The 25621-nt window shown below is 69.1% G+C and carries 24 protein-coding genes; 13 read left to right on the forward strand and 11 right to left on the reverse strand.

Features of this window, described 5'->3' with window-relative positions; genetic code table 11:
* Positions 1–12 precede the first annotated feature (12 nt).
* The 3 genes from LTV02_RS04320 to LTV02_RS04330 all read right to left on the reverse strand — a co-directional run bounded on the left by LTV02_RS04320 (position 13) and on the right by LTV02_RS04330 (position 2794).
* The gene (locus LTV02_RS04320) at positions 13–567 is read right to left on the reverse strand and encodes an SWIM zinc finger family protein (RefSeq protein WP_233038628.1); all 555 of its coding nucleotides are present in this window, start codon (positions 565–567) and stop codon (positions 13–15) included.
* Between the two features lies 1 nt (position 568).
* On the reverse strand, positions 569–2302 hold the full coding sequence (locus LTV02_RS04325) for a DEAD/DEAH box helicase (protein WP_233041472.1): 1734 nt from the start codon (positions 2300–2302) through the stop codon (positions 569–571).
* A 297-nt stretch (positions 2303–2599) separates the two neighbouring features.
* The gene (locus LTV02_RS04330; protein ID WP_033087939.1) at positions 2600–2794 is read right to left on the reverse strand and encodes a DUF7455 domain-containing protein; all 195 of its coding nucleotides are present in this window, start codon (positions 2792–2794) and stop codon (positions 2600–2602) included.
* Positions 2795–3263: 469 nt separating this feature from the next.
* On the opposite strand from LTV02_RS04330, the gene LTV02_RS04335 reads away from it, so the two are divergent.
* Positions 3264–3461, forward strand: a complete 198-nt coding sequence (locus LTV02_RS04335) for a heavy-metal-associated domain-containing protein (protein WP_067707382.1) — start codon at positions 3264–3266, stop codon at positions 3459–3461.
* Positions 3462–3606: 145 nt separating this feature from the next.
* Entirely contained in the window at positions 3607–4785 is a 1179-nt protein-coding gene (locus tag LTV02_RS04340; RefSeq protein ID WP_233038629.1) for a hypothetical protein, read from the forward strand.
* 122 nt (positions 4786–4907) lie between these two features.
* Here the strand turns inward: LTV02_RS04340 and LTV02_RS04345 are convergent, their stop codons facing one another.
* The 3 genes from LTV02_RS04345 to LTV02_RS04355 all read right to left on the reverse strand — a co-directional run bounded on the left by LTV02_RS04345 (position 4908) and on the right by LTV02_RS04355 (position 8493).
* Positions 4908–5480 carry a GNAT family N-acetyltransferase gene (locus tag LTV02_RS04345; RefSeq protein ID WP_233038630.1) on the reverse strand — a complete coding sequence of 191 codons (573 nt, stop codon included), beginning with the start codon at positions 5478–5480 and terminating at the stop codon, positions 4908–4910.
* A gap of 93 nt (positions 5481–5573) precedes the next feature.
* Entirely contained in the window at positions 5574–7382 is a 1809-nt protein-coding gene (locus tag LTV02_RS04350) for an acyl-CoA dehydrogenase (RefSeq protein WP_233038631.1), read from the reverse strand.
* A gap of 76 nt (positions 7383–7458) precedes the next feature.
* Positions 7459–8493 carry an AraC family transcriptional regulator gene (locus tag LTV02_RS04355; protein ID WP_233038632.1) on the reverse strand — a complete coding sequence of 345 codons (1035 nt, stop codon included), beginning with the start codon at positions 8491–8493 and terminating at the stop codon, positions 7459–7461.
* Between the two features lie 135 nt (positions 8494–8628).
* On the opposite strand from LTV02_RS04355, the gene LTV02_RS04360 reads away from it, so the two are divergent.
* The 4 genes from LTV02_RS04360 to LTV02_RS04375 all read left to right on the forward strand — a co-directional run bounded on the left by LTV02_RS04360 (position 8629) and on the right by LTV02_RS04375 (position 12181).
* Positions 8629–9954 carry an aldehyde dehydrogenase family protein gene (locus tag LTV02_RS04360; protein WP_233038633.1) on the forward strand — a complete coding sequence of 442 codons (1326 nt, stop codon included), beginning with the start codon at positions 8629–8631 and terminating at the stop codon, positions 9952–9954.
* Positions 9955–10004: 50 nt separating this feature from the next.
* Positions 10005–10376: a DUF952 domain-containing protein gene (locus tag LTV02_RS04365; RefSeq protein ID WP_233038634.1), complete on the forward strand. Its 372-nt coding sequence runs from the start codon at positions 10005–10007 to the stop codon at positions 10374–10376.
* 132 nt (positions 10377–10508) lie between these two features.
* Positions 10509–10991 (forward strand): cation:proton antiporter regulatory subunit, encoded by a 483-nt coding sequence (locus tag LTV02_RS04370; RefSeq protein ID WP_233038635.1) that lies wholly within the window; start codon positions 10509–10511, stop codon positions 10989–10991.
* Between the two features lie 62 nt (positions 10992–11053).
* Complete coding sequence (locus LTV02_RS04375; protein ID WP_439955989.1) at positions 11054–12181, forward strand: cation:proton antiporter domain-containing protein; 1128 nt, start codon at positions 11054–11056, stop codon at positions 12179–12181.
* Here LTV02_RS04375 and LTV02_RS04380 read toward each other — a convergent pair.
* The gene (locus tag LTV02_RS04380; RefSeq protein ID WP_233038636.1) at positions 12080–12964 is read right to left on the reverse strand and encodes a rhomboid-like protein; all 885 of its coding nucleotides are present in this window, start codon (positions 12962–12964) and stop codon (positions 12080–12082) included. The two genes, LTV02_RS04375 and LTV02_RS04380, sit on opposite strands and share 102 nt — an antisense overlap.
* 184 nt (positions 12965–13148) lie before the next feature.
* Here LTV02_RS04380 and eat point away from each other — a divergent pair, with 184 nt between their 5' ends.
* The 4 genes from eat (at position 13149) to LTV02_RS04400 (ending at position 18277) form a co-directional block, all read left to right on the forward strand.
* A complete protein-coding gene (eat, locus tag LTV02_RS04385; RefSeq protein WP_233038637.1) occupies positions 13149–14564 on the forward strand; it encodes an ethanolamine permease in 1416 nt (471 codons plus the stop codon).
* Positions 14561–15970, forward strand: a complete 1410-nt coding sequence (locus LTV02_RS04390) for an ethanolamine ammonia-lyase subunit EutB (protein ID WP_233038638.1) — start codon at positions 14561–14563, stop codon at positions 15968–15970. The genes eat and LTV02_RS04390 overlap by 4 nt, the downstream gene beginning before the upstream one ends.
* Positions 15971–16127: 157 nt before the next feature.
* A complete protein-coding gene (eutC, locus tag LTV02_RS04395) occupies positions 16128–17009 on the forward strand; it encodes an ethanolamine ammonia-lyase subunit EutC (protein WP_233038639.1) in 882 nt (293 codons plus the stop codon).
* Between the two features lie 203 nt (positions 17010–17212).
* Entirely contained in the window at positions 17213–18277 is a 1065-nt protein-coding gene (locus LTV02_RS04400) for a YdcF family protein (RefSeq protein WP_233038640.1), read from the forward strand.
* On the opposite strand, the gene LTV02_RS04405 is transcribed toward LTV02_RS04400, so the two are convergent.
* Together LTV02_RS04405 and LTV02_RS04410 are read right to left on the reverse strand one after the other, a co-directional pair.
* Positions 18278–19855: a Na+/H+ antiporter gene (locus tag LTV02_RS04405; protein ID WP_233038641.1), complete on the reverse strand. Its 1578-nt coding sequence runs from the start codon at positions 19853–19855 to the stop codon at positions 18278–18280.
* A 72-nt stretch (positions 19856–19927) separates the two neighbouring features.
* The gene (locus LTV02_RS04410; RefSeq protein ID WP_332909558.1) at positions 19928–20929 is read right to left on the reverse strand and encodes an MHYT domain-containing protein; all 1002 of its coding nucleotides are present in this window, start codon (positions 20927–20929) and stop codon (positions 19928–19930) included.
* Positions 20930–21238: 309 nt separating this feature from the next.
* On the opposite strand from LTV02_RS04410, the gene LTV02_RS04415 reads away from it, so the two are divergent.
* Both LTV02_RS04415 and LTV02_RS04420 read left to right on the forward strand, forming a co-directional pair.
* Positions 21239–21862 (forward strand): mechanosensitive ion channel family protein, encoded by a 624-nt coding sequence (locus LTV02_RS04415; RefSeq protein ID WP_233038642.1) that lies wholly within the window; start codon positions 21239–21241, stop codon positions 21860–21862.
* Between the two features lie 69 nt (positions 21863–21931).
* Positions 21932–23548 (forward strand): serine/threonine-protein kinase, encoded by a 1617-nt coding sequence (locus tag LTV02_RS04420; RefSeq protein WP_233038643.1) that lies wholly within the window; start codon positions 21932–21934, stop codon positions 23546–23548.
* Positions 23549–23608: 60 nt separating this feature from the next.
* On the opposite strand, the gene LTV02_RS04425 is transcribed toward LTV02_RS04420, so the two are convergent.
* Positions 23609–24232 (reverse strand): VOC family protein, encoded by a 624-nt coding sequence (locus LTV02_RS04425; protein ID WP_233038644.1) that lies wholly within the window; start codon positions 24230–24232, stop codon positions 23609–23611.
* A 120-nt stretch (positions 24233–24352) separates the two neighbouring features.
* Here LTV02_RS04425 and LTV02_RS04430 point away from each other — a divergent pair, with 120 nt between their 5' ends.
* Positions 24353–24964, forward strand: coding sequence for a DUF4126 domain-containing protein (locus LTV02_RS04430; protein WP_233038645.1), 612 nt, complete (start codon positions 24353–24355; stop codon positions 24962–24964).
* A gap of 28 nt (positions 24965–24992) precedes the next feature.
* On the opposite strand, the gene LTV02_RS04435 is transcribed toward LTV02_RS04430, so the two are convergent.
* Positions 24993–25406, reverse strand: coding sequence for a hypothetical protein (locus tag LTV02_RS04435; RefSeq protein ID WP_233038646.1), 414 nt, complete (start codon positions 25404–25406; stop codon positions 24993–24995).
* Positions 25407–25621 lie beyond the last annotated feature (215 nt).

A 25621-nucleotide genomic window follows, 5' to 3' on the forward strand; every position in this document is an offset into this window, starting at 1 on the left:
CGCGCGGGCGGATCATCCGCCGAAGAACGCTGCCGGGTCCAGGACGTCGATCGGGGTCCAGCGCGGGGGCGCGACCGTGGCCTTCGTCTCGGCGTCGGGTGCTCCGCCGCTGCGGTAGCCCTGGAGATCCAGTGCCAGCCAGGGGTTTTCGTCCACGCGCTGGGCGAGCGTGTACAGCAGGACGATCACGTGCAGGCAGCGGTCGTTGCGGGCTCGGCACGAGCAGTCGGAGGCGACGAGGCGCGGGGTCACCGTGATGCCCGCGTCGGAGACGGCGGCGCGAAGCTCATCGCTCAGGGTGAGGGTGCCGGGCGGGATGAGTTCGTTGAGTGCTTCGACGGTCGCGCGGCCCAGCGGCGCGAATTCGAGGTGGATGACCGAGGCTTCCGAGCCGCGATGCAGGTGCGCGCGCACCGTGGTTCCGCTGATCTCCAGCTGCGGTGCGACATTACGGGCCACGCTGCGGGCGCGGGGGAGCAGCGGTTCCGGTTTGCTGAGCTTCAGCGGTTCGGCCAACCGGACCCAGTCCATGCCCCAGCGGGTGTAACCGAAGTCGTTGTCGGGCATCTCAGTTGCCTCGCTTCCGGCGTAGCAGTTCGAGGAGTCGTTCGTCGTCGAGCCGGGCCAGTTCGGCGATGCCGGCGGTATCGGACAGGTCGGTGAGCGCCGATTTGCGATCGTGCATGCCCGCGATATGTTCCTCGATGGTGGTGCCCGAGGTCAGCGTGGTCACGGTGACCGTGCGGGTCTGCCCGATGCGATGCGCGCGATCCGACGCCTGCGCCTCGACGGCGGGATTCCACCAGCGGTCGAAGTGGATGACGTCGGCGGCCCGGGTGAGGGTGAGACCGGTGCCCGCCGCGCGCAGGCTGAGAATCAGAATCGGTGGGCCGCCGGGGGATTGGAACCTGGTGACGATATCGGTCCGCTCGGCCTGATTCAGCCCGCCGTGGAAGAACGGAGCCGTCACCCCGAGCTCCTCGGCGCAATACCGGACCAGCAGTTCCCCGGTGCGCCGGTACTGCGTGAACACCAGCGTCGGCGCGTCCGCCTCCAGATTGTTGGCCAGGATGTCGGCGCACACATCGAATTTGCCCGAGCGCCCGGTCAATTCGTCCAGCTCACCGGTGATCAGCCCCGGATGATTGCACACCTGCTTGAGCTCGGTCAGCACAGCCAGCACCCGCGTATGCCGTTGCGCCCCACTGCCGAACCCTTCGGCCTCGGCGCGATCGAGCAGCTGATCGTAGAGTTTCTCCTGCTCGCCGGTGAGGTCGCACACCAGGTCGGTGTGGATCTTGGGCGGCAGCGCGGCCGCGACCTGGGCTTTGCGCCGGGCCAGCAGGATCGGCTCCAGGGCGTCGCGCAGCCGGGTCACCGCCGCGGCCGATCCTTCGTGAATGGGTTTCACGAAGCGCCGCCGGAACTGCGCCTTGTGCGTGAACGCCTGCGGCACGACCAGATTCAGCAGCGCCCACAGCTCGTCGAGATGGTTCTCCACCGGAGTGCCGGTCAGCGCGACCCGCGCGTCGGCGGTGATGGCCCGCGCCGCCTTCGAGACCTGGGTGCGCGGATTCTTCAATACCTGCGCCTCGTCGAAAACCACACTCGTCCAGCGCTGCTCCGCCAATCCCTGCCCGTGCCCGCGCAGGGTCGGATACCCGGTCACCACCACCGTCCCCGCCGCGGCCGCGGGCAGTTCCCCGCCCCGCCAGGCCACGGCGCGCAGTCCCGGTGCGAAGCGCTGGATCTCGTGCACCCAGTTGCCGACCAGCGAGGTCGGGCACACCACCAGTTGGGCCCCGTCGCCCGCCCGCCCGAGCAGATAGCCGATCGCCTGCACGGTCTTGCCCAGACCCATCTCGTCGGCCAGCACCGCCCCGCCGTGCACGGCCACGGTCTCGCGCAACCAGGTGATGCCGCGCGCCTGATACGGCCGCAGCTCGGCCTTCAGTCCGGTGCGCAGTTCCGCGCTGACGGCCAGGGTGTCCCGCAGGGCTCGTACCGCCCGCACGGCCGACACGATGGCGGTCCCGGCGGCATTGGGCACCGCGTGCGCGGCGGGCGGCAGTTCCGCCGGATCGCTCTCCCCGTCGAAGGCGTTTCGCCACAGGCGAACCGATTCTCCCGCCTCGGGCAGGGTGAGCGCCGGGAACCGATCCGCTTCCACGAGTGCGCATTCGACCTCGCCGACCGCGATCCCGTCCGCGGCTGGGATCGCCAGGGCGATCGAGTCCCGCTCACCGAGACCTCCCGGCGGCTTCTCGGGCCCGTGACCGGTCCAGGTCCACAGCGCGAACATATGACGATCGGGCAGGTAGGTGGCTTGCAGGGTGGTCGGCACGCACCCTTTGTATCCAAACGGAAGCGATTCGCGCACATAGCCTGTGGCCCGTGTCACAGCCGGAGTGTCGTTCGCGTCATTTGATTCGGCTATGACCGAGGTCGTGCCGACTGCCGCTTGCGTCCGGAAACGCAACAGCGGGCGACCTATTCGGTCGCCCGCTGCCGGGTTTTCTGTTGGGAAGATGAAATTGTTCGAGCGGGCACTCGAGGTCCTGACTACCGATGAACGGTCTCCTCGAGCTTGGAGGAGCTGTTAAAGCGCCGGTGCCGACTCCGTGTCGATCACGGCTTCGAGCTCACGGAGACGATCCATGTGCTCATTGGCGTGATGCTGGCAGAAGAGCAACTCGCCACCCGCGGGAAGGGTTGCGCGCACGCGCGCAGCCGCCCCGCAGCGGTCGCAACGATCGACCGCGGTCAGTGGGGTGCTTGTCAGGGTTCCTGGCATGACTCCTCCGTCCTGGCTCCTGGTGCTCGCACACCATTCGCCTGGTGTGGGGGTTCGCGATCCACTTCGCGAACCTCGCTACCGCTACTTCCCAGCAGTGGTTGATGACTACTCTGTCAGACGTTCGGCGCGCGGTCTTTGTTCCCGTGGAGTTTCCCGTGTGTTTTCAGTAACACGACCTGGGATTTCGCTGAAAGCGAACAGGCCCGGGCAATTACCCCACGAAGCCCCTTCGGGCCCCCGCACCGGCACGCTGATCGAGTTGTCTACCGGGAGACTACCCGTGACCCCCGACACTCACACTCCGATTCGGGAGTGTGACCGTGGCGCCAGCAAACCGTAATCAAGGGCGCTGGATCGATCACCCGCTTCCGCGCCGCGATCGCTTGCGTTCCGCCGCGTTGCTACATACGGTAGGGGGGTAGGGTTTGAGGCGCGGGCCGAGGGGCGCCGCGGAAAGGGAGTCGCGATGAGCACTACTGTCACCGTCACGGGCATGACCTGCGGTTGCTGTGCGAACAAGGTGCGCACGGAGGTCGGGAAGATCGCCGGCGTGACCGAGATCGATATCGATGTGGACAGCGGTGTGGTGACCGCGCACGGGGCCGCGGATCGCTCCGCCGTGGCCGACGCGGTCGTCGCGGCGGGCTACACGGTCACCGCCTGAGCGGTCTGATTTCGCGCAGCGCGAACACGGACACGGCCCGAGAGTCACTGGCTCCCGGGCCGTTTCGGGTGTTTCGGGAGCTTCCCCGCCGAAATGCTGACCGCCTGGTCTGGATTGGGCGGTCGCGCTCGTAGGCTTGGACGCTATGACGGTCGACGAGATCGCGAACGAGCTCTACGGGTTGCCGCCCGCCGAGTTCGTGGCGGTACGCACCGAACGCGCCCGCCAGGCCCGGGACGCGGGGGACAAGGCCCTCGCCGCCGCCATCGGCAAGCTCCGGCGGCCGACCGTGGCGGCCTGGGCGGTGAACCTCCTGGTCCGCACCGCCCCCTCCGAGATCCACGCCTTGCTCGAACTGGGCACCGCCCTGCGCGCCGCCCAGCAGCGTTTGTCCGGCGAGCAACTGCGCGCCCTCACCACCCGACGCCAACAGGTGATCAGCGCGCTGACCCGGGAGGCCGCCGCCGCTGCCGAGCGCCACGGTCAGCGCTTGACCGAATCGACCCTCCGGGACATCGGCGCGACCCTGCAAGCGGCCCTGGCCGATTCGGAGGTCGGCGACCAGCTCCGCACCGGCACCCTCACCACGGCGGCGAGCTACGACGGCTTCGGCCCCGCGATCCTGGTCGCGGTCCCGGACGCCGGTACCGGCAGGGGTACGGGCCGCGGCGACCGCGCGAACCCGGCGGAGGACGAAGACGGAGCGGGCGAATCCGGCTCCGGCGCAAGCAAAGCAGCCCCTCCAGCGGACTCCGGCGTGACCTCGGCTCCGGAGGCGAAACCCGGCTCGGCCACGAAACGGCGGCCGGGGACGCAGGCGGGCACGAGCGTGACAGGCTCGGGGGCAGCGACGGACTCCGTTAGGACGGCAGCGGACCCAGGTAAGACGGCGGGCTCAGGTACGACGGCAGCGGACTCCGGTAAGACGGCGGGCTCAGGTACGACGGCAGCGGACTCAGGTAAGACGGCGGGCTCAGGAACGACGGCAGCGGACTCCGGTAAGGAGCCGGCGTCCAGGAAGCCCGTGGCCGATCCGCAGGCGGAACGGCGGCGTGACCTCGAGGCGACGCTGGCCGAGATCGAATCCGCGCGCGGCGAACTGACTTCGGCGGAATCCGCCCACGAGGACGCGGTGACCGAACTGGCCGAACTGGATTCGCGCCTGGCCGCCATGCGCACCGAACTCGCCCACACCGAGGACCGCCGCCGCTTCACCTCCGCCGCCGAACGCGCCACCCGGGACACCGCACGCCGTGCGCGTCAGCAACTGGCGGCGCTGGAGCGGCGAGCGGAAGCGTTCCGAAATCAGCTGTCCGCCCGCTGATTCGGCCGCAACCCGGACGCGGCCCACTGATTCGGCCGCAACCCCGGTCGCGGTCCGCTGTTGGGGTCGGACCCCCCGTTGCGGTTCGGTGCCGAGGCGGGTTCCGGAGGAGCAGTGCGAACCTATCGCCGCTTGATCCACCACATGCCGCTCCCGGATTCGGCGGGGGCGGTGATCGGGCGGGGTGCGATGCGGTCGAGGTGGTAGCCGAGGCGGCGGGCGACGGCGGCGCTGCGTTCGTTGGCGGCGTCGCAGTGGATTTCGACCTGGTCGATTCCGGGGAGCGCCAGGGCGATTCGGGTCAGGGCGTCGGCGCTGCGGGTGATCACGCCGCGGCCGGTGTGCGCGACGTGGCACCAGTAGCCGATTTCGAGGGTGGCGGGGGCGATCCGGTCGTGCAGGCCGATCGCGCCGAGCAGGACGCCGTCCGTATCGAAGATGCCGTAGAGGAATCCGCCGTCGCGGGTCGGCCAGCCGGCGAGGGTGCGCTCGCCGACCTCGCGCTGCTGCTCCAGGGTCGGCGGGACGGGGAGCCAATCCATCCAGGGGTGGATGTGCTCGAAGGATGCGGTGACGGCCTCGAAGCGCGCCATCAGGTCCTCCGGCTGCCAGCGCCGGATCACCAGGTCGCCCAGGTCGATTCGCTCCGGCGGCGTCACACCCGGCGGAAGCGCCGGCGCTTGTTCGACATCCATGCGGGGATGGTGCCGATCACCCGGGCCCGGGGCAAGCGAATTCCGGGCCGGCGTGGCGGAGCGCGGAGCAATCCGTGGTCGAGCCCCCGCCGATCACAGCCAGGACGGATCCAGGTCCAGGGTGGTGCGGTCGCCGGAATCGAGGAGGTCGAGCATGGGTCCGGTCTTGGGCAGCTCCCAGGCGAAGAAGTAGCGGGCGGCGGCGCGCTTGCCCTGGCGGAAGGCCGGATCGCGGTCGGCGGGCAGGGCATCGGCGGCGATGGCCTGGGCGAGCCAGATCCAGGCCAGCACGGTGTGGCCGAAGGCTTCGAGGTAGGCGGCGGAATTGGCAAGGGCGGCTCGCGGATCGCCGTCGCGCCACAGACCGGCGGTGGTGGCGACCAGTCGGTTCACCGCGGCTTCGAGGGCATCGGCGAAGCCGGAGAGCTCCTGATCGCCGGACGCCCGCCCCGCGGCGACGGTGGCGGCGATGGTTTCCACCAGCAGCGCCAGCGCCGCGCCATTGTCCAGAATCACCTGCCGCCCCAGCAGATCCATGCTCTGAATCCCGTGCGTGCCTTCGTGAATCGGATTGAGCCGATTGTCGCGATAGTGCTGCTCCACGTCGTAATCCCGCGTGTACCCCGCCCCACCGTGCACCTGAATGGCCAGATCGTTGGCCGCCAGACACCACTGACTCGGCCACGATTTCGCGATCGGCGTCAGCACCCGCAGCAGCGTCCCGGCCCGCTGCCGCTCGGATTCGCCCGGGGCGGTGCGCTGTTCGTCGACCAGCTTGCCGCAGTACAACTGCAACGCCAGCGCCCCTTCGGCATAGGACTTCTGCGCCAGCAGCATGCGCCGCACATCGGGATGCTCGACCAGCGGCACCTGCGCCCCGCCGCGCGCCCCGATCGGCCGGCCCTGCGGGCGATTGCGGGCGTAGTCGAGGGACTTGAGGTATCCGGTGTACCCGAGCGCGGTGGCCGCCAGCCCGACGCCGATGCGCGCCTCGTTCATCATGGTGAACATCTGGGCCAGACCGTGATTCGGCTCGCCCACCAGATACCCCACCGCGCCCGGCTGCCCACCCGGGGTGAAACGCCCGTCACCGAAAACCGGTGCGGTATTGACGGTTCCACGCCAGCCCATTTTGTGATTGATTCCGGCCAGCACCACATCATTCCGGACAGTCGCCGCGCCCTGTTCGTCCGGAAGCAGCTTGGGCACGACGAACAGCGAGATCCCGCGCGTGCCCTCCGGCGCCCCCGGAATCCGGGCCAGCACCAGGTGCACGATGTTCTCCGAGAGGTCGTGATCCGCACCGGAGATCCACATCTTGTGCCCGAACAGCCGGTAGCTGCCGTCCTCCTGCGGGACCGCCCGGGTGGTGATGTCGGCCAGGCTGGATCCGGCTTGCGGCTCCGACAGCGCCATGGTGCCGAACCAGCGCCCCTCCAGCATGGGCCGCACGAATTCCTCGATCTGCGCGGGACTGCCGTGTGCGGCAAGCAGATTCGCATTGCCGGTGGTGAGCAGCGGATAGGCCGCGGTGCCGACATTGGCGGCGTGGAACCAGGACATGCACGCGGTGTAGACCGAGTGCGGCAGCTGCTGCCCGCCGATCTCGTAGTCCATCGCCGCGCCGATCATGCCGGCGTCGCCGAAGGCCCGCAGCGCCTTGCCCACCGCCGGAATGATGTGCACGTTCTCCCCGTCGAAGGTGGGTTCGTGCAGATCGTTCTCGCGATTGTGCGGCGCGAAATAGGTGGTGGCCAGGTCCTGGCACAGCCGCAGCACCTGGTCGAAGGTCTCCCGCGAATGATCGGCGAACCGTTCCCGCGCGGTCAGCGCCGTCACGTCCAGCCAGTCGTAGAGCAGGAACTCGATATCGCGGGCGGACATGATCACGGAGGGGTTCATGGTTCCTCGAACGGTCGGGTGCGGCTGGTCGTACCAGCCGGTCTACCAGATCCGGTCGGGGCGATGGAACCGGTGGTCAGGAACGCGCGGGGGCGCGACCCCGGTGCAGACGTCCGAAATGTCCGGGTGACTGGCCCTTCCAGGTGCGGAAGGCCGAAGCGAAGGCGGACGGGCTCGAGTAGCCCAGGCGACCGGCGGCCTGCTCCACGGTGAGCCCGGCGATGAGCAGTTCCTCGGCCAGCATGCCGACCGTCTCGGTGCTGAGCTCGCGGAAGGTGGTGCCCTCCTCGGAGAGCCGGCGGCGCAGGGTGCGCACGCTGACGTCCAGGTCGGCGGCGATGCGGGCCTGGTCGGCGGAGCCGCCGTGCCGGATGAGCAGCTGGCGTACGCGCCCGCTCAGGCCGCTGCGGCTGCGGCGGGATTCCATCAGGTCGTTGCACTGCTGCTCATAGAACCGGGCGGTCGACATATTCGATTGCGGGAGCGGGGTTTCCAGGGTGCTGGCCTGGAAGGCGATCCGCGATACCGGCTGCGAGAAGATGACCTCCTCCACGCCGAAGACCGCGCCGAACATCTCGTAGATGGGATGCGCCTCCACGTACAGCTCCACCCGGACCGCGGGGATACGGGTGGGAATGAGGTCCTGCTGGATGGTCGCGATGGCGGCCAGATCTCGCTCCAGGGCGAAGCGCCGGATCTCGGGCGGCAGCGCGGTGTCGTCGCGCACCACCCACACCACCGGGCCCTGTTCCTCGACGTAGTGATGGGCCGCGGTGAAGGACAGGTCGGCGTAGCGCAGCGCGATATCCATGGCGTGCCGCAGGTTCGAGCTGCTCATCAGGGCGAAGCCGAGCACGCCCAGCGACGGCGGATGGCACAGCAGCCCGGCCAGCAGCCCCAGCCCGGGCTCGTCGTGAATGCCGTCCACCACATTGCGCATGACCAGGCATTCCTGGGCCCAGGTGATCTCGGAGGACGGGTCGCGCAGGTCGGTCTCCCGGATTCCGCTGTCCTGCAGGACGGTTCGCATCGCCAGCCCGCGGCCGAGGGCGAAGTCGGCGAGGAGGGCCGTGCTGGTGATGGAACGCAGTTGCGCCAACTCTTCCGTCACTCAGGCAGTCTCGCAAACTTTCGGCGTCCGCATGGCCATTACCGGCCGGTAGGTTGCCTGGCCCGGCCCATATTCGGCGATTCATGGCCTATTGCGGACTGTTCGCTCGAAACCCTCAGCCATACGGTGAGATTCATGCGCAGCGCGCAACTCTCACAGACCCGGGACTCGGATTCCGGAAAGGTCCACCCACCGATGCTCACCGTGATCGCACCCGCCGACGGCCGGGTGCTCGACACCATTGCCACGGATTCGCCTGCCCAAGTACACCGTACGGTGGAACGGCTGCGCGACAACGGGGCGCTGTGGCGTTCGTTGGGTGTGGTCGGGCGGGTGCATTGGATCGGCGCCTTCCGAAACTGGTTGCTGGACAATCGGGATTCGATCATCGACCTGCTCGGGCGGGAAACCGGCAAGGCGGAATCGGAGACCGAGGCGGAATTCCTGCTCGCCCTCGAGGCCGTCGACCACTTCCGCACGCACGCGGCCGAATTCCTGGGCGGGCGGCAGCTTCCCGAATCGCCGCGCCCGGGCGCGTCCGTGCAGCTGGCCATCGCCAATCACGCGTGCGCGGTGGTGGGGGTGATCGGACCGTGGACCTACCCCTTGGCCTTGGCCATGTTCGATGCGATGCCCGCGCTCATGGCCGGTGCGGCGGTGGTGGTGAAGCCGTCCTCGGCCACCCCGCTCACCCTGCGCGCGGTCGCCGCCGGCTGGGCGAGTCTCGGCGCCCCGGCGGTTTTCGAGACCGTGGCCGGGCACGACGCCGGGCCCGCCGTACTGGACAGCGTGGACTACGTGCGCTTCACCGGCAGCATGGAGACCGGCAAGGTGGTGGCGCTGCGCGCGGCCGCCCGGCTGATCCCGTGCTGCCTGGATCTGGGCGGGAAGTCCAGTGCCGTGGTGCTCGCCGACGCCGATCTCGATCAGGCGGCGGCCTGTATCGCCCTCGGCGGGCTGGCGAACAACGGGCAAAGTTCCAATTGCATCGAACGGGTGTATGTCGAGACCGCGGTCTACGACAGGTTCCTCGGCAAACTGGCAGCCGAGGCCGCCGCCTTCGGGCCGATCGCCGACGACGAGAACGGAACCGGGGTGATGACCTCCGCCGCCCAGGTCGACCTCATCCGCGATCAAGTCCGCGACGCCCTGCTCAAGGGTGCGACGCTGCAGTGCGGCGGCACCGGAGGCGGTAATTACTTCGAGCCCACCGTGCTCGGCGACGCCGACGCCACCATGACGGTGCTGACCCACCAGACCCTGGGTCCGGTGCTGCCCGTGGTGCGGGTCGCCGATACGGGGGAGGCGTTCGAACTCGCCCTGCGCGCTCCCGCCGGACCCTCGGTGAGCATCTGGACCACCGATGTCACCGCCGGCGCCCGCGCGGTCGCGCGCTTCGCCCCGGCGCGGGTCGGCGTGAACGACGTCTCGGTGCACGTGGCGCGGCCCAGCCTGCACTGAGTTCGAGGTTCGGCGCGAGACCGTGTGCCCGGCGGCCTAATGTTGGTCGGATGGATACCTCGGCCGACACCCCGAATGCGCTGGTACACATCTGCACTCGCGCCGAATGGGATGCCGCGCGTCCCACCGGCGAATACCGCGCGCCCTCCCTGGAAGAGGTCGGTTTCATCCACCTGTCCGCCCCCTACCAGGCCCACCTCCCCGCCAACCGGCTCTTCGCGGGGCGTCAGGATTTGGTGTTGCTCCACCTGGATCCGACCGCCCTTGGCGCGCCGGTGAAGTGGGAGCCGGGCGTGCCCACCGACCCGCAGTCGATGCTGTTCCCGCATCTCTACGGCCCGCTCCCCGTCGCGTCCGTGGTCGAGGTGACCGACTTCCGGCCCGGACCCGACGGTCATTTTCTCCCCCTTCCAAGCGCCTGACCTCCCAGTTCGCGGCCCGTCTCGTTCTGGACCGAGTGGAGCGGAGCGAAGCGGGGGAGCGGAGGGAGGGAAGAACGAGACATAAGGGGCCGCGAACCCGCCCGGAGCGAAGCGCAGGGCAAAATGGACAGAGTGAACGTCGATGTGACAGCGTTGCCAGGGATCGGTGTCCGGAAGGATTTCGAGGTGCGGTCCGGCCGCCGGATCGGTGTGGTGGCACACCGGGACGGGGCGATCGATCTCATTGTTTCCCAGCGCGACGATCCGGACGCGTGTCTGGCGCAGGTGCCGCTGACCACCGACGAGGCCGCGGTCCTGGCCAATCTGCTCGGCGCTCCGCAATTGGTGGAGCGGTTGAAGGACGAGCACTCCGACCTACCCGGCATCACCACCCGGCAGCTGCCCATCGGTGGTGATTCCCCCTATCGCGGACGCATGCTCGGCGAGACCGGAATGCGCACCCGCACCAAGGCCTCGATCGTCGCGGTCATGCGGGCCGGGCAGCTGCATCCCTCGCCCGGACCGGATTTCGTGCTCGACTCCGGGGATCTGCTGGTCGTCGTCGGTACGCCCCACGGCCTGGACGCGGCCGCGCGGCTCCTGGCCGACGGCTGAGCACGGTGGATTCGGCCGGTCTAGCTCTGATCGAACTCGGCGCGATCTTGTTCGTGCTGGGCATGATGGGGCGGATCGCGGGTCGCTTCGGCATGTCCCCGATTCCGCTCTATCTTCTGGGCGGACTGTTCTTCGGCACCGGCGGCGTGGTCGAGATGCGCGCCGCCGCCGACTTCGGTCACCTGGCCGGTGAGATCGGCGTGGTGCTGCTGCTTCTGCTGCTCGGATTGGAGTACACCGCAGCGGAATTGGTGACCGGGCTGCGCCGCTCCTGGCTGGCGGGCCTGCTGGATATCGTCGCCAATGCCACGCCCGGCGCGCTGGTCGCACTCCTGCTGGGCTGGGGACCGGTCGGTGCGGTCACCATGGCCGGCGTCACCTACATCTCCTCCTCCGGCATCGTCGCCAAGGTGCTCAACGACCTCGGGCGGCTCGGTAACCGCGAAACCCCGGTCATCCTCTCCATCCTGGTGTTCGAGGATCTGGCCATGGCGGTCTACCTGCCCATTCTCACCATGGTGCTGGCCGGCGTCGGTTTCCTGGCCGGGATGAAATCGCTCGGCATCGCGCTGCTCGCCATCACCGTGGTGCTCATCGTGGCGCTGCGCTACGGCCGCTATGTCTCGGCGCTGGTGGACAGCAACGATCCGGAAGTGTTCCTGCTCAAGCTGCTCGGCGCGGCGCTGCTGGTGTCCGGCGTGGCCTCGGTGCTCAATGTGTCCGCGGGCGTGGGCGCGTTCCTGCTCGGTATCGCCATTTCCGGTTCGACCGCGCACGAAGCGGCCAAACTCCTGGAGCCGCTGCGCGATCTGTTCGCTGCCATCTTCTTCGTGGCCTTCGGGCTCAATACCGACCCCAAGGCGATTCCGCCCGTGCTGGCCTGGGCGGTGGCGCTGGCCCTGATCACCTCGCTCACCAAGATCGGCACCGGTTGGTGGGCGGCGCAGCGGCAGGGGATCCGGCGGATGGGCCGCGCCCGCGCCGGAGCGGCCCTGGTGGCGCGCGGTGAGTTCTCCATCGTGATTGCGGCGCTGGCGGTTTCGCGCGGCGTGGACGATCGGCTGGCCGCGCTGGCCTCGGCCTACGTGCTATTGATGGCCATCATCGGGCCGATCGCCGCCCGGCTTGTCGAACCGACTGTCCGGTTCATCCAGCGCACCCCGCCCAGCCCGGATCCGGTCGGACTCTGAGCCCGGATCGGCCGCATCGGACCGCGGCGCCGGTGGCGGATCGCTCTCCGCGCACCGCCGCCGCACCGTGGCCGATATTCGCCGCGACACTTTCACCGCGATCGCGCCCGTCACGAAACCGATGATGAGCGCGAAGAAATGGCCGTAGTCGGTGAACGTCCGCCCGCTCCACACCCCGTACGCGTAATAGACCAGCAACCCGCACGCCCAGAGCCATCGCGCCGGGCCGCGCACCCGGAACGCCAGCACCGCCAGCATGGCCGAAATGCCGTAACTGGGGCCGACATCGGAGGCGAAGGCCACCCGGACCGGAATCACCTCCCGGTCCAGCCCGCGCGAAATGCCCAGCACGGTCAGCAATGTCGCGCCGATATGCCCGACCGCCACCACCAGGATCCAGCGCAGCGACCCCAGCCAGCGTTCGGCCAGCGCCATCAGGGTGAGCAGGATGAGAATGTCGCCCCACGGGAAGCCGCCGTCGGTCCAGAAGGCGGAGGCGACCAGCACCTGGATCGGATCCCGCTGCATATTGCGCAGATTCGTGGACGCCGACAGGATCAGCCGCCGCCCGACGATATCGCTGGCCCCGCGCAGCGTCCACCAGGTGACGAACAGGGTGAAGGCGTAGGCGATGGAGGCGGGCGCGACCGCGAGCAGATCGCGATAGGCCGCCACCGCCCGCCGCAGGCGCTGCGGATGCCGCCACCAATCGCCCAGCGCACGCAATTCCACGCCCGGATCGACGGTGCGCAGCCAGGGTGGCTGATAGCCGGCCAATGCCATGCGCCGATGGTATCCCGAGGTCAAAAGTGTGCTCCGCAAGCGGGATCGGCTCGCCGGACGTAACGCGCCTTAATCCCGGCGGAAAACCTCGGTTACATCGCAGCAACATGAGTCCGGAGGATCGGGGAGGTAATCCTTTCCTGGGCGCTTGCTCAGGTCGAGAGCGAGGAGTGCCACCCACCCCATGACGACCGCGACCCGCACGGCCCCGGCCCCCGACGACTATCTCGCCAAACGCACGCTGCGCACCGGATCGGCCGGCTGGTTACTGCTCGCCGGTCTCGGCGTCAGCTATGTGATCTCCGGCGACTACTCGGGCTGGAATTTCGGTCTGGCCCAAGGCGGATTCGGCGGCCTGCTCATCGCCACCGTGCTCATCGCGGGCATGTACCTGGCCATGGTGCTCGGGATGGCCGAAATGTCCTCGGCCCTGCCCGCGGCCGGCGGCGGCTACACCTTCGCGCGGCGGGCGCTCGGGCCGTGGGGCGGATTCGCCACGGGCACGGCCATTCTCATCGAATACGCCATCGCGCCGGCGGCCATCGCCACCTTCATCGGCGGTTATGTGGAGTCGCTGCACCTGTTCGGGATTACCGATGGCTGGTGGGTGTACCTGGCGGTGTACGCGCTGTTCATCGCCGTCCATCTGACCGGCGCGGGGGAGGCGCTGAAGGTCATCTGCGCCATCACCGTGGTGGCGCTGCTCGGGCTCGGGGTGTTCGCGGTCGCGGCGTGGGGCAAGTTCGATCTCGCCAACCTCACCGATATCGCCCCCGATCCGGACGCGGCGGGCAGCTCGTCGTTCCTGCCGTTCGGGGCGTTCGGGATCTGGGCGGCGGTGCCGTTCGCCATCTGGTTCTTCCTCGCGGTCGAAGGCGTGCCGCTGGCCGCCGAGGAGGCGCGCGAGCCGGAGAAGAACGTGCCCAAGGGGATTATCGCGGCCATGCTGGTGCTGCTGGTGACGGCGGGCACGGTGCTGGTGCTGTCCACCGGAACGCTCGGCGCGGACGCGCTGTCGAAGTCGGGCAATCCGCTGGTGGAGGCGCTGGGCAGCAGCGCGGCGGCCACCGTGGTGAACTACATCGGGCTGGCCGGACTGGTCGCGAGCTTCTTCTCGATCGTGTACGCCTACTCGCGGCAGACCTTCGCGCTGTCGCGGGCGGGGTATCTGCCCACCAGCCTGTCGGTGACCAATGCGCGCAAGGCGCCGGTGCTGGCGTTGATCGTGCCGGGCGTGATCGGGTTCGGGCTCTCGCTCACCGGCGCGGGCGCGATGCTGTTGAACATGGCCGTGTTCGGTGCGGCCGTCAGCTATGTGCTGATGATGGTCAGCCATATCGTGCTGCGGGTGCGCGAGCCCGGGATGAACCGCCCGTACCGCACGCCCGGCGGCATCGTGACCACCGGATTCGCCCTTATCGTCGCGTGTGTGGCGGTGGCGGCGACCTTCCTGGTCGATCCGGTCGCCGCCGCGTGGACGCTCGCCGCGTTCTGCGCCTTCATGCTCTATTTCGGTCTGTACAGCCGGCATCGGCTGGTCGCGCATTCGCCGGACGAGGAGTTCGCGGTGCTGGCTCGTGCCGAGGAGGAACTCGAATGACCCTGTATCACCAGCGGATCGGCGGCAGCAGCTATACCTTCGACGGGTTGGTGGAGCTGCTCGCCAAGGCCACGCCATTGCGCAGCGGTGACGAATTGGCCGGGTGCGCAGCGGATTCCGACGCGGAGCGGGCGGCGGCGCAGTGGGCGCTGGCCGAGGTGCCGTTGACCGTGTTCCTGAACGATCCGGTGGTGCCGTACGAGACCGACGAGGTCACGCGGTTGATCATCGATACCCACGATCGGGTTGCGTTCCAGGCGGTTTCGCATCTCACCGTGGGCGGACTGCGGGACTGGCTGCTGGCGGCCGCGGCGGCCGGTGACGCACGGTCGCTGACCGCCGTCGCGCCGGGTCTCACACCCGAAATGGTCGCGGCGGTAAGCAAACTCATGCGGAATCAGGATCTGATCGCGGTGGCGCGCGCCATCCGGGTGCGGGCCGCGTTCCGCACCACCGTGGGTCTGCCGGGGACGCTCGCCACCCGCCTGCAGCCCAACCATCCCACCGATGATCCGCGCGGTATCGCGGCGGCGGTGCTGGACGGGCTGCTGCTGGGCTGCGGTGACGCGGTGATCGGCATCAATCCCGCCACCGATTCGCCTTCCGCCACAGCCGATCTGCTGCATCTGCTCGACGAGGTGCGGCAGCGCTTCGACATCCCCACCCAATCGTGCGTGCTCTCCCACGTCACCACCACCATGGGGTTGATCGAAGCCGGAGCGCCGGTGGATCTGGTGTTCCAGTCCATCGCGGGCACCGAAGGCGCGAACTCCGGCTTCGGCGTGAACATTTCACTGCTGCGTGAAGCCAACGAAGCCGGTCGATCGCTGCGCCGCGGCACCGTCGGCGACAATGTCATGTACCTCGAAACCGGTCAGGGCTCGGCGCTTTCCGCCGGCGCGCACCTGGGCACCGGCGGTAAACCGGTCGATCAGCAGACCCTCGAGGCCCGCGCCTACGCCGTCGCCCGCGACCTCGATCCGCTCCTGGTCAATACCGTCGTCGGCTTCATCGGCCCCGAATACCTCTACGACGGAAAGCAAATCATCCGCGCCGGCCTGGAAGACCATTTCTGCGGCAAACTCCTCGGCCTGCCGATGGGCGTGGACGTCTGCTACACCAACCACGCCGAAGCCGACCAGGACGATATGGACACGCTCCTGACCCTGCTCGGCGCGGCCGGCTGCGCCTTCGTCATCGCGGTCCCCGGCGCCGACGACGTCATGCTCGGCTACCAGAGCCTCGCCTATCACGACGCCCTCTACGCCCGCCAGGTCCTGGACCTGCGCCCCGCGCCCGAATTCGCGGCCTGGCTCGACAATCTCGGCATGCTCGCCCCCGACGGCCGCATCCTCCCCGTCGAACCCCTCGCCTCGCCCCTCCGCGCCCTCACGGGAGCGCCGTGAACCCCGAACCGCACACCTGCCCAGCGCTTTCCGGCCTCCCGATGGCCCGGCGCGCATCTACCAGAACCGCTTCGCGCCGCAACCTGCGCACCGTGCACCTGCTGGACCGCCGCTGCGGACCGCACGCCGTACCCGATGCAGAGGAAGGACCTCTCACATGACCTCGGCCCCACCGCCCGTCCCGGACCCGGCGATCGGGACGCCCACGCCCGCAAGTGAATCCGGTGCGGATTTCTGGGCCGCGTTGCGGAGCACGACCCAGGCGCGAATCGGATTGGGCCGCACCGGAGACGCGCTGCTCACCCGCGACGTGCTCGAATTCCGGGCAGCGCACGCCGCGGCCCGCGACGCCGTGCACCAGCCGTTGGACGTAGCCGCCTTCGCGGCGGACGTGGCGTCGGTCGGGCTGGGCGATCCGGTGCACGTGCGCAGCCGGGCGGGAGCTCGATCGGAGTACCTGCGCCGTCCCGACCTCGGACGACTGCCGGGCAGTTCGGAGCGCATCGGCGGAGTGGGCGCCCCGGTCCTCGCGGTCCCCGGTGACGCCACCCTGGCCGCCATCCCCGCCGGCCGCGCCGACATCGGCGTGGTCCTGGCCGACGGCCTCTCCCCGCGCGCACTCACCGACCACGGCGTCCCCATGCTCGCCGCCCTCCTCGAATTACTCGGCGACAGTTACACTTTCGCCCCACCGGTCATCGCCACCCAGGCCCGCGTAGCCCTCGGCGACCACATCGGCGCCGCCCTGGGCGCCGACACCGTCCTGGTCCTGATCGGCGAACGCCCCGGCCTGTCGGTAGCCGACAGCCTCGGCATCTACCTCACCCACCTCCCGCGCCCCGGCCGCGCCGACTCCGAACGCAACTGCGTCTCCAACATCCACCCACCCGAAGGCCTCACCTACCGCCGCGCCGCCCAGGTCGTAGCCGGCCTGATCACCGGCGCCCGCCGCCTCGGCCGCTCCGGCGTCGACCTCAAGGACACCTCGGCCGACCCCGCACTGCCCGGCGGCCTGATCGAACTGGCCGAGCCCGCATAGGAGTAGCTGCCGATCCGGTATCGGCGGCGTTCGTGGGTGGTGGCGGTGTGGTTGCCCGGTTTCGGGGTATGGGCTGGTTAGGGTCGGGTGGTGGGTCGCCTGATGTTCGCTCCGTGCCGGCACCTGAATGCCGCGATGCCTGGATGGGGTGGCGGCCGGAAAGTGTTCGGCCGCAGCTCGATCGACGGTGGGTAGGTGGGGTGATGAGTGCGATTCATGTGCTGTTCGCGATCGGGGCGGGGCTTGCCATCTGGGGTTCGGTTCGGGTGGTGCGGGAGCCGCGGCGGATATCGACGGGGCTGATTCTGGTGGCGGCCGCGGTGTTCTTGACGCTCTGGGTGGTGAGCTCGCTGCATACGGTCGATCCGTCGGTGGCGGCCGCGCTCGGGGTGGTGTTGTTCTTGTTGCTGCCGCCGTTGTCGTTGCTGGCGGCGGGGATCGGGTTGCTGGCCAATGGGGTGGTGCTGACCCGCAAGGAGGGCTTGCGGGTGGCCACGGCGGTCGCGCCGGTGGCGGGGATCGGGCTGATCGCGCTGCCGTTTCTCGCGGTGCTGTGGCTCTCCCCGGCCGCGGCGCACTCCGCCTGGGCATCGGCCTTGCTCCTGCTGGTGGTGCTCCTCGGCCTGCTGGTGCTGGTGCAGCTGGTCGCGTTCACGGCGTACGCGGTGCTGTACGCCCGTTTGCCGCAGCCGCCGGGCGCGGATGTCGTGGTGGTGCTCGGCTGCGGCCTGCGCGGGGACGCGGTGACTCCGCTGCTGGCCTCGCGATTGGATCGGGCGGCCGAGGTGTATCGCGAGGAATGCGCCGAGGGCGGGGCTCCGCTGCTGGTCGCCTCCGGCGGCAAAGGGCCGGGGGAGACCGTCGCCGAAGCCGACGCGATGGCGGATTACCTGGCGGCGAGGGGGATTCCGGCCGATCGCATCGTGCGCGAGAACCGGTCCCGCAATACCGAGGAGAACCTGCGCTTCACCGAACGCGAGCTCACCGCCCGCGGCATCGATCCGGCGGAGGCGCGAATGACGGTGGTGACCAGCGATTTTCACGTGCTGCGCACCGCCGGGCTCACCCGCCGCCAGGGTCTGCGGGCGCAGGTGACCGGCGCGCGCACGGCCCGCTACTTCGTGCCCGCGGCCTTCCTGCGCGAATTCGTGGCGGTGCTGGTCACCCACCGCAAGGTGAATCTGATCATCGGAGGCGTGCTGACCGCGCTCATCGGCGCGCTGCTGATCATCTCGTACCTGCCGATCGGCGGCGATCCGGGGAACTGATCAGCGGCGCAGATCGAGGCGGCGCATCACGCGATCCACCACGTCCGGCGGGATGCCGGGCTCGCGGCGCGCGGCGAGTGCTTCGGTGCGGCCCGCTTCCAGGACCTCGTTGGTAATGGCGCGCATATGCTTGGTCAGCGCCAGCGTGCGGTCGGTGGCCAGGCGCGCGTTGTTCTCGGCGGCCTCCGGATCCGCTTGCGCCAGGCGGCGTTCGAAACCGTCGCGCAGGCGTTCGTAGACCTCGTCGGGCAACTGCTCGGTCTTCGCGATCTCCTTCAGCTGGGCCAGTTCGGCTTCCAGCACCCGCTTCCAGAGCCGGCGTTCCATATCCCGTTCCATACCGGTGTCGGCGTGCACCCCGGTGGCGCGCACCACCAGCGGCAGCGTCGGCCCCTGCAACAGCAGGGTGAACAGCACGACGGCGAACGCGGTGAACAGGATCTCGTCGCGCCCGGGGAACGGCTCCCCGCCGTCGGTGGTGAACGGAATGGCCAGCGCCAGTGCGACGGTCGCCACCCCGCGCATCCCCGCCCACCAGGTGACGATGGTTTCCCGCCAGGTATACGGCTCGTCCGCGTCGCGATGCCGCCACCAGCCCTGGAACAGCGCGGTGGTGAACAGCAGCCAGATCAGCCGCAGCCCCACCACGACCCCGATCACCAAGGCCGCCCCGCCGAGGAATTTCGGCCAGTCCGGACCGGCTTCGCGTAGCACGGTGCTGAGCTCCAGGCCGATCAGCCCGAACGCGAAACCGGTGACCAGCATCTCGGTGATCTCCCAGAAGGAATCACCGACCAGCCGGTAGTCGCTGTCGCTGAAATCGGTTGCGGCATCGGTGAGATACAGCGAGCACACCAGCACCGCCAGCACCGCCGACCCGCCGCGCGCCTCCGAGATCCCGTAGGCGGCGAAGGGCAGCAGCAGACCGAGCGCGACCTGCCACGGCGCCTCGCTCAGCTGCCGCATGAGTTTGCTTCCGGCCCAGCCGAGTACGAGCCCGACCACCGCGCCCACCCCGGCCGAGATCGCGAAGTCGCGCAGCGCGCCCCAGCTGGAGAAGGACCCGGTGACCACGGCCCGCACCGCCGCCGAATAGATGACGATGGCGGTGACGTCGTTGAACAGGCCCTCGCCCTCGAGCACCGCGACCAGGCGGCGCGGCAGCCCGAGCTTGCCCGCCAGCGCCGATACCGCCACCGGGTCGGGCGGGGCGACCAGCGCGCCCAATGCGATGGCCGCCGCGATCGGAATCGCCGGATACCACCAGTGGAAGGCCAAGGCCACGGCCGCCGCGGTGACCACCACCAGCACCACCGCGCGCAGGCTGATGGCGCCCCAGTTCTCCGCGAACTGCCGCCACGAGGTGCGCCGCGCCGCCGCGTACAGCAGCGGCGGCAGAACCAGCGGCAGGATCAGATCGGGATCGATGTGGATCTCGGGCACCGAGGGGATGAGCGCCAGCACCACGCCGAACGCCGTCATGAGCACGGCGGGCGCCTGGCCCAGCCGCTTGCCGAGCGGCTGCGCCAGAATGGTCGCGAACAGGACCAGGAAGATGAGCTCCAGCTGGTGGTGCACGCAGCCAGTTAACTGCCGATATGCCGGAAAGTCGAATACCGCGACCGGGTTCTCAGCTGTGCCCGGGATCTCTCAGGATGCCGACCGGTCGGACCGGCTGGGGCGGAAATCACCGGCTGACCGGTAGGAACCCGGGCCCGCCTCCGGTCCCGCGAAACCCTGATGCGGCTGCCCGTACCCGGGCCGGTTCTCAGCCGCTCCCAGGTTGTTCTGGGCCGGACCGCCGTAACCGCCCGGCACCACCGTGCCCGGCTGTCCCATCCGATTCGGCTGGGCCGCAGCCTGATCCGGCTGGAAAGCCCAGGCCTCGCGCTGCGCGGGCTCGGGACGGACCGGTTCGGCCACCATGCTGGCCTCGTCCACCTCGGTCAGGCCGACGTGAATGAGCAGCACCATGGTCACCATGCTGACCGAGATCATCAGCGGCGCCAGCAGTTCCATCGCCCCGGCTCCGGCGGGCACCGTGCCGCTGTGGCTGGAATGGTGGGCGCTCATCGAGGCCATGCCGGTGTAATGCATGCCGCACACCGCCACGCCCATGATCAATGCGGCGCCGATGGTGGCGAATATCCCATTGATGTGCAAGGTGAACCACAGCGCCACGGTCGAGGCCACCACGGCGATCACCATCGACAGCGTCACCAGCCAGAAGTCGTAACTGATCATGGCGTCGGATTTCATGGCGTACATGCCCGAGTAGTGCATGGCGCCCACGCCGAGCCCGGTGATGGTGCCGCCGACCGGCAGCGACCAGCCGCCCCAGTGCCCGCGCGTCACGATGGACAGGCCCACCCAGACCACCACCATCGCGATCGCCGCGCTGAGCAGGGTGATCGGCACGTTGTAGCGGATGGCCGCGCCGTGGATCGAGAAGCCCAGCATGGCAATGAAATGCATGACCCAGATGCCGGTGCCGCCGATGGCGACGGCCGCCGCGATGAGCCAGCCCTTGCGCCCGTCCCCCGAGCGGGCGCGTGCGGTGCAACGCAGACCGAGCAACGATCCGGTCACCGACATGATGTAGGCCACGACCGGCGTGACCCAGCCATAGCTGAAGTGGTGAATTTCCAGCACTCGAACTCCATTGCCAGAACGGGGGTTTCGCAATTCGCATGCCGCAAAACGCAATACGCGGAAGCGACGAGCGCACACTACCGGGAGGTTGACCGGATGGGAAATTGAAAGGGAAGATTTCCGGTAAATTGCTTCCGGCTGGTTTGGTTGGACGTCCTAGTAGTTGAGGATCGCCCGGTCATCAAGTCTCCGAAGGGGTTTCGCATCAGGTTAATGCGGAATATGCGCGGGCGCTCGGCACGGCATCAATAGAACAGAACGGTTTGTACAGACAATGGGGAATCAGCTACCGACGCCGGAGGTCCGTGGATGCTCGCCCGTGTGTTGCCCGCCGTGACGATCATCGCTCTGCTGCTGGCTCGCGCATATGTGAGCGTGCGGGCCGACGCGGTACCCGGCGGGCAGCTCGTCGCGGCGCTGCTCGATGTCGCCTGCGTGCTCGCTTTCGGCTGGCTCGCCACCGTGCTCGTCGGCGCGGCTATGCGGGCGCTCGGCGAGCGGCTGGCCCGCCGCACCGGCGATCCGCAGCGGCTGCGGCGAATCCGCACCCAGCTCAGCGTGTTCCGGACCGTCGCCACCGCGGTGGTGTGGCTGATCGCGGGGATCGTGGTCATGCTGCTGTTCCCCGCTACCCGGGCCATCGCCACCACGCTGTCCGCGTCGGCCGGGCTGCTCACCCTGGTGGCCGGGATCGCGGCGCAGGGGACGCTGGGGAGTCTGTTCGCGGGGATTCAGATCGCGTTCGGCGATGTGGTGCGGATCGGCGACACGGTGGTGATCGACGAACAGCGCGGGGTGATCGAGGAGATCGCGCTCACCTACGTGGTGGTGCGGCTCGCCGACGACCGGCACCTGGTGGTGCCCGTAACCTTCTTCACCACCAAGTCTTTCGAGAACTGGTCGCGCAAGACCGCCCTGACCCCGCCCTCCTGACGGTCCGCTGCGCTACATTTCCCCAGGGCGGCCGCACGATTCGGGATGCGCGGCCCGGGGAGGACGATCGTGGGATTGCAGCCGGGGACGGTGTTCGCCGGATTCTCCATCGAGCGACTGCTCGGTGCGGGCGGGATGGGGACGGTGTATCTGGCCGCGCATCCGCGCTTGCGGCGGCGGGTGGCGCTGAAGGTGCTCGGCGATACCTTCGTCACCGACACCAAGATCCGCACCGCGTTCGACCGGGAGGCGACCCTCGCCGCAGGGCTCGATCATCCCAATATCGTTCCGGTGTACGACCGCAGCGCGGTCGACGACGCCGCGCTGTGGCTGGCGATGCGGTACATCGACGGGGGTGATGCCGCGGCGCTGCTGCGCGAGCACGAGCAGGGGCTGGAGCCGGCGCGGGCGGTGCGATTGGTGGCCGATGCGGCGCATGCGCTCGACTACGCGCACGCGCAGGGGGTGCTGCACCGGGATGTGAAACCGGCGAACCTGCTCATCGACAACGATCACCGCGAGGGGGAGCGGGCGGTGCTCACCGATTTCGGGATCGCGCGCACGCTCGACGATACGGTGACGCTGTCGGGGATCGCCGCGACGTTCGCGTACGCGGCGCCGGAACGGTTCAGCGATACGCCCGCCGACCATCGGGCGGACATCTATTCGCTGGGCTGCACGCTGTTTCAGCTGCTGACCGGACAGCCGCCGTTTCCGCGCAAGGATCAGGCGGCGGTGATCGGGGCGCATCTGACCGCGCCGCCGCCCGCGCCCCGGACGGTGCGGCCGGAATTGCCCGCGGCCCTGGATGACGTGATCGCGACCGCGCTGGCGAAGTCGCCGGCCGATCGCTACCCGACGTGCACTGCCCTGGCCGCCGCTGCCGCCGCCGCGCTGCCGCCGGTCGTCGCTCCCGGGCCGACAGGTCCCGAACGGACCGTGGTGATTGCGCGGGCCGTGCGGCCTGCGCCAGACCGGCCGGTGATGGATTCGCGCAGCGCTGGGGCGGAACTGGAACGGCCGGTGGTGGATTCGCGCAGCGCTGGGGCGGAACTGAAACGGCCGGTAATGGATTCGCCTGGTGCTGAGGCGGGGCAGGAACTGCCGGAAGCGGTTTCGCGCACCGGTGGGGCGAAACCGGAGCTGCCGGTGGCAGTTTCACCGGGCGACTCCCGGGCTCCCGGACAGCAGTTCGTGGGTCCGGGCGGAGTGAGACCGGAGCCGACGACCGAGGTGCGTCACGTGGAATCGGTTGTGCCGGTGGGTTCGCGGGTCGATCTGGGTCAGGCGCCAGCCGAGATCATCGCTGTGTCCGAAGGCGCTCCGCCGGTGCGCCGCCGGCGTCTGGCGACGGTATCGGGGCTGGTGCTGGCGGGGGTGAGTGTGGTGGTCGCCGCGGCCTTCGCGTTGCGTGACGATTCCGGATCGCCGGCCTCGACGCCGAATCCGCCGTCCGTCAGTGTGACTGTGTCGCAACAACTTACGACCGTGACTTCGGTTCCGCGCACCAGCGAACCGGCGCCCCCGCCCCCGCCCGCCGACACCCCGCCTGCCGAGACGGAATCCGCGATCACGGCGGCCCCGCCGGCGGAGCAGGCCCCGCAGATCACCGTGCAAAGGCAGCCGACCCAGGTCGCCGAGGCCCCGGTGGTTCCGCAGACGCGTTCACACCAGTGGCCGGGCTGACCCGGGCCGGTTTCCAGCGTGGGATATGCCGGGGCCGATCCGGCCCCGGCGCTTGATGTTTCAGGCATCCGCTTCCCACACGTACCCGTCCGGATCCACGAACGATCCCGTAGTGCCGTTGACCACGATGCCGTGCGAGCCGGAGCCCTCCGGGGACACACCGGCATCCTTGGCCGCGGCCTTGCGGGGATACATGGCCAGCTTGATCGGCGAATCCGGCAGCTCGAACTCGGCGTACTTGCCGCCGAAGCTCTTCGACACGGTCAGGCCCTGGTCGACGTAGAACTGCTTGCTGGCCTTCACATCGTCGACGCCGAGCAGCAGCACGACACTGTCGACGTTCCGGGAAGACGGCCCGCTGTCCTTCTTCTGCGACGTGGTGACCTTCCAGATGGTGCCGTCCGGGCCCTGAATGACGGCGCCGTAGCCCCAGAAGTTCTTCTTGCCCGGCTTCAGCACGCTGAACCCGTTCTGGAGGGCGGAGCCGACGAGGTTCTCGACGGTGCCCGGCTGATCGACGACCAGCGACATCATGAAGCCGCGGAACCCGTCCGACGGGGCCTGCGCGGGACGGAAGCGCAGCGTGTCGCCGAGCCCGAAAGCGGCTTCGTAGGCGGCGGTGACGGTCGCCGGATCGGCGGCGTCGAGGCTGACGGTGAGGGCGGGAGCGGTGGAGTTCGTCATAGGTAAAACCCTAGATTCGCCCTGGTCCAGCGACATCCGTGCCGACCACGGAGCTCGCCACGGAATCTCCACCGGCTTCGGCTACGCACGCCACCGGCTCCTGCCCTCACACTGGTTCCTATGGAGATCACATCGGCCGTCGGCGCGATCCTCGGCGCCTTCGGACTCTCGGGCGCCGCCGGCCTCAACGCCTGGCTACCCCTGCTGGTGGTGGGCTTCGCCGACCGCCTCGGCTGGATCGATCTGGGCAGCTCCTACGGCTGGCTGTCCTCGACCCCGGCGCTGATCGGCATCGCGGTCCTGTTCGTCCTCGACCTGATCGGCGACAAGATCCCCGCCCTGGATTCGGTGCTGCACAGCATCGGCACCGTCATCGCCCCGGTGTCCGGCGCCATCCTCTTCACCGCCGAAACCAGCATCTCCTCGCACCTCCCACCCGCCGTGGCCGCCATCCTCGGCGCCGTCACCGCCGGCAGCGTCCACGCCGGCCGCACGGTAGCCCGCCCCTTCGTCACCGGAACCACCGCCGGCGTAGGCAATCCCGTCGTCTCCACCGCCGAAGACGGCACCTCCCTGGCCCTCACCATCCTGGCGCTAGCGGTACCCGTCGTGGCCTTCATCGCCGTACTGATCCTGCTGATCGTGCTGGCCTGGCTGGGATTCCGCGCCGCCCGCTGGCTCCGCGCCAGGCGGCGCGCCAAGGAACTCGACCAACCCCAGCCGGGCATCTGACCTCGCCGCCCCGATCAGGGATTTCGGGTCAGGCGAGGTGGAGGGCTATCTCGCCGGAGTCGGTTTTCCAGTACTTGCGGTTCAGTTGGGCCTTGCCGGTGCCGGTGGTGTAGGGCACGAGGATCGGGTAGGTGGTGCTGGGTTTGAGTGTGGCGGTCCAGGTTTCGATGCGGCCCGAGCATTGCAGGGTGGCGCCGGGCGGGTAGCTGGTGAGTGAGATGGTGCCGCTGCCGCTGGTTTCCATCTGGGCGGAGACGTCGAGGTAGCCGATGCCGGCCTCGCAGCGGTAGGTGCCGGTGGCCTGCAATCCCTCCGACGTCGAGGTGACCGCGGAGTTGAGGGTGATGAACTCGTCCTCGGGGGCGGCGCTCGCCGGGCTCGAACACAGCGTCGCGATCGCGGCTGCCGCGACCGTGACCAGCGCATATCTCGTACCGAACATTGCCTGACCTCCTGGGTCATCCGACACCGCGAGCGAAATCGACCTTGATGGTAGTCAGGCGGTGCGGCTGCCCGGGTCGGTTCCGGCAACCGAGATGGGTGACTGGCTGATAGCTGATGACCAGCGTCTTCGCTGAAATGTGCACATTCCAGATGTTTGCCGGGTTAGATTCCCGCTACGCCGGACAACCGGCGATGAGAATGTCGGAGGAACAC

Source organism: Nocardia yamanashiensis (assembly GCF_021183565.1).
Taxonomy (GTDB): Bacteria; Actinomycetota; Actinomycetes; order Mycobacteriales; family Mycobacteriaceae; genus Nocardia; species Nocardia yamanashiensis.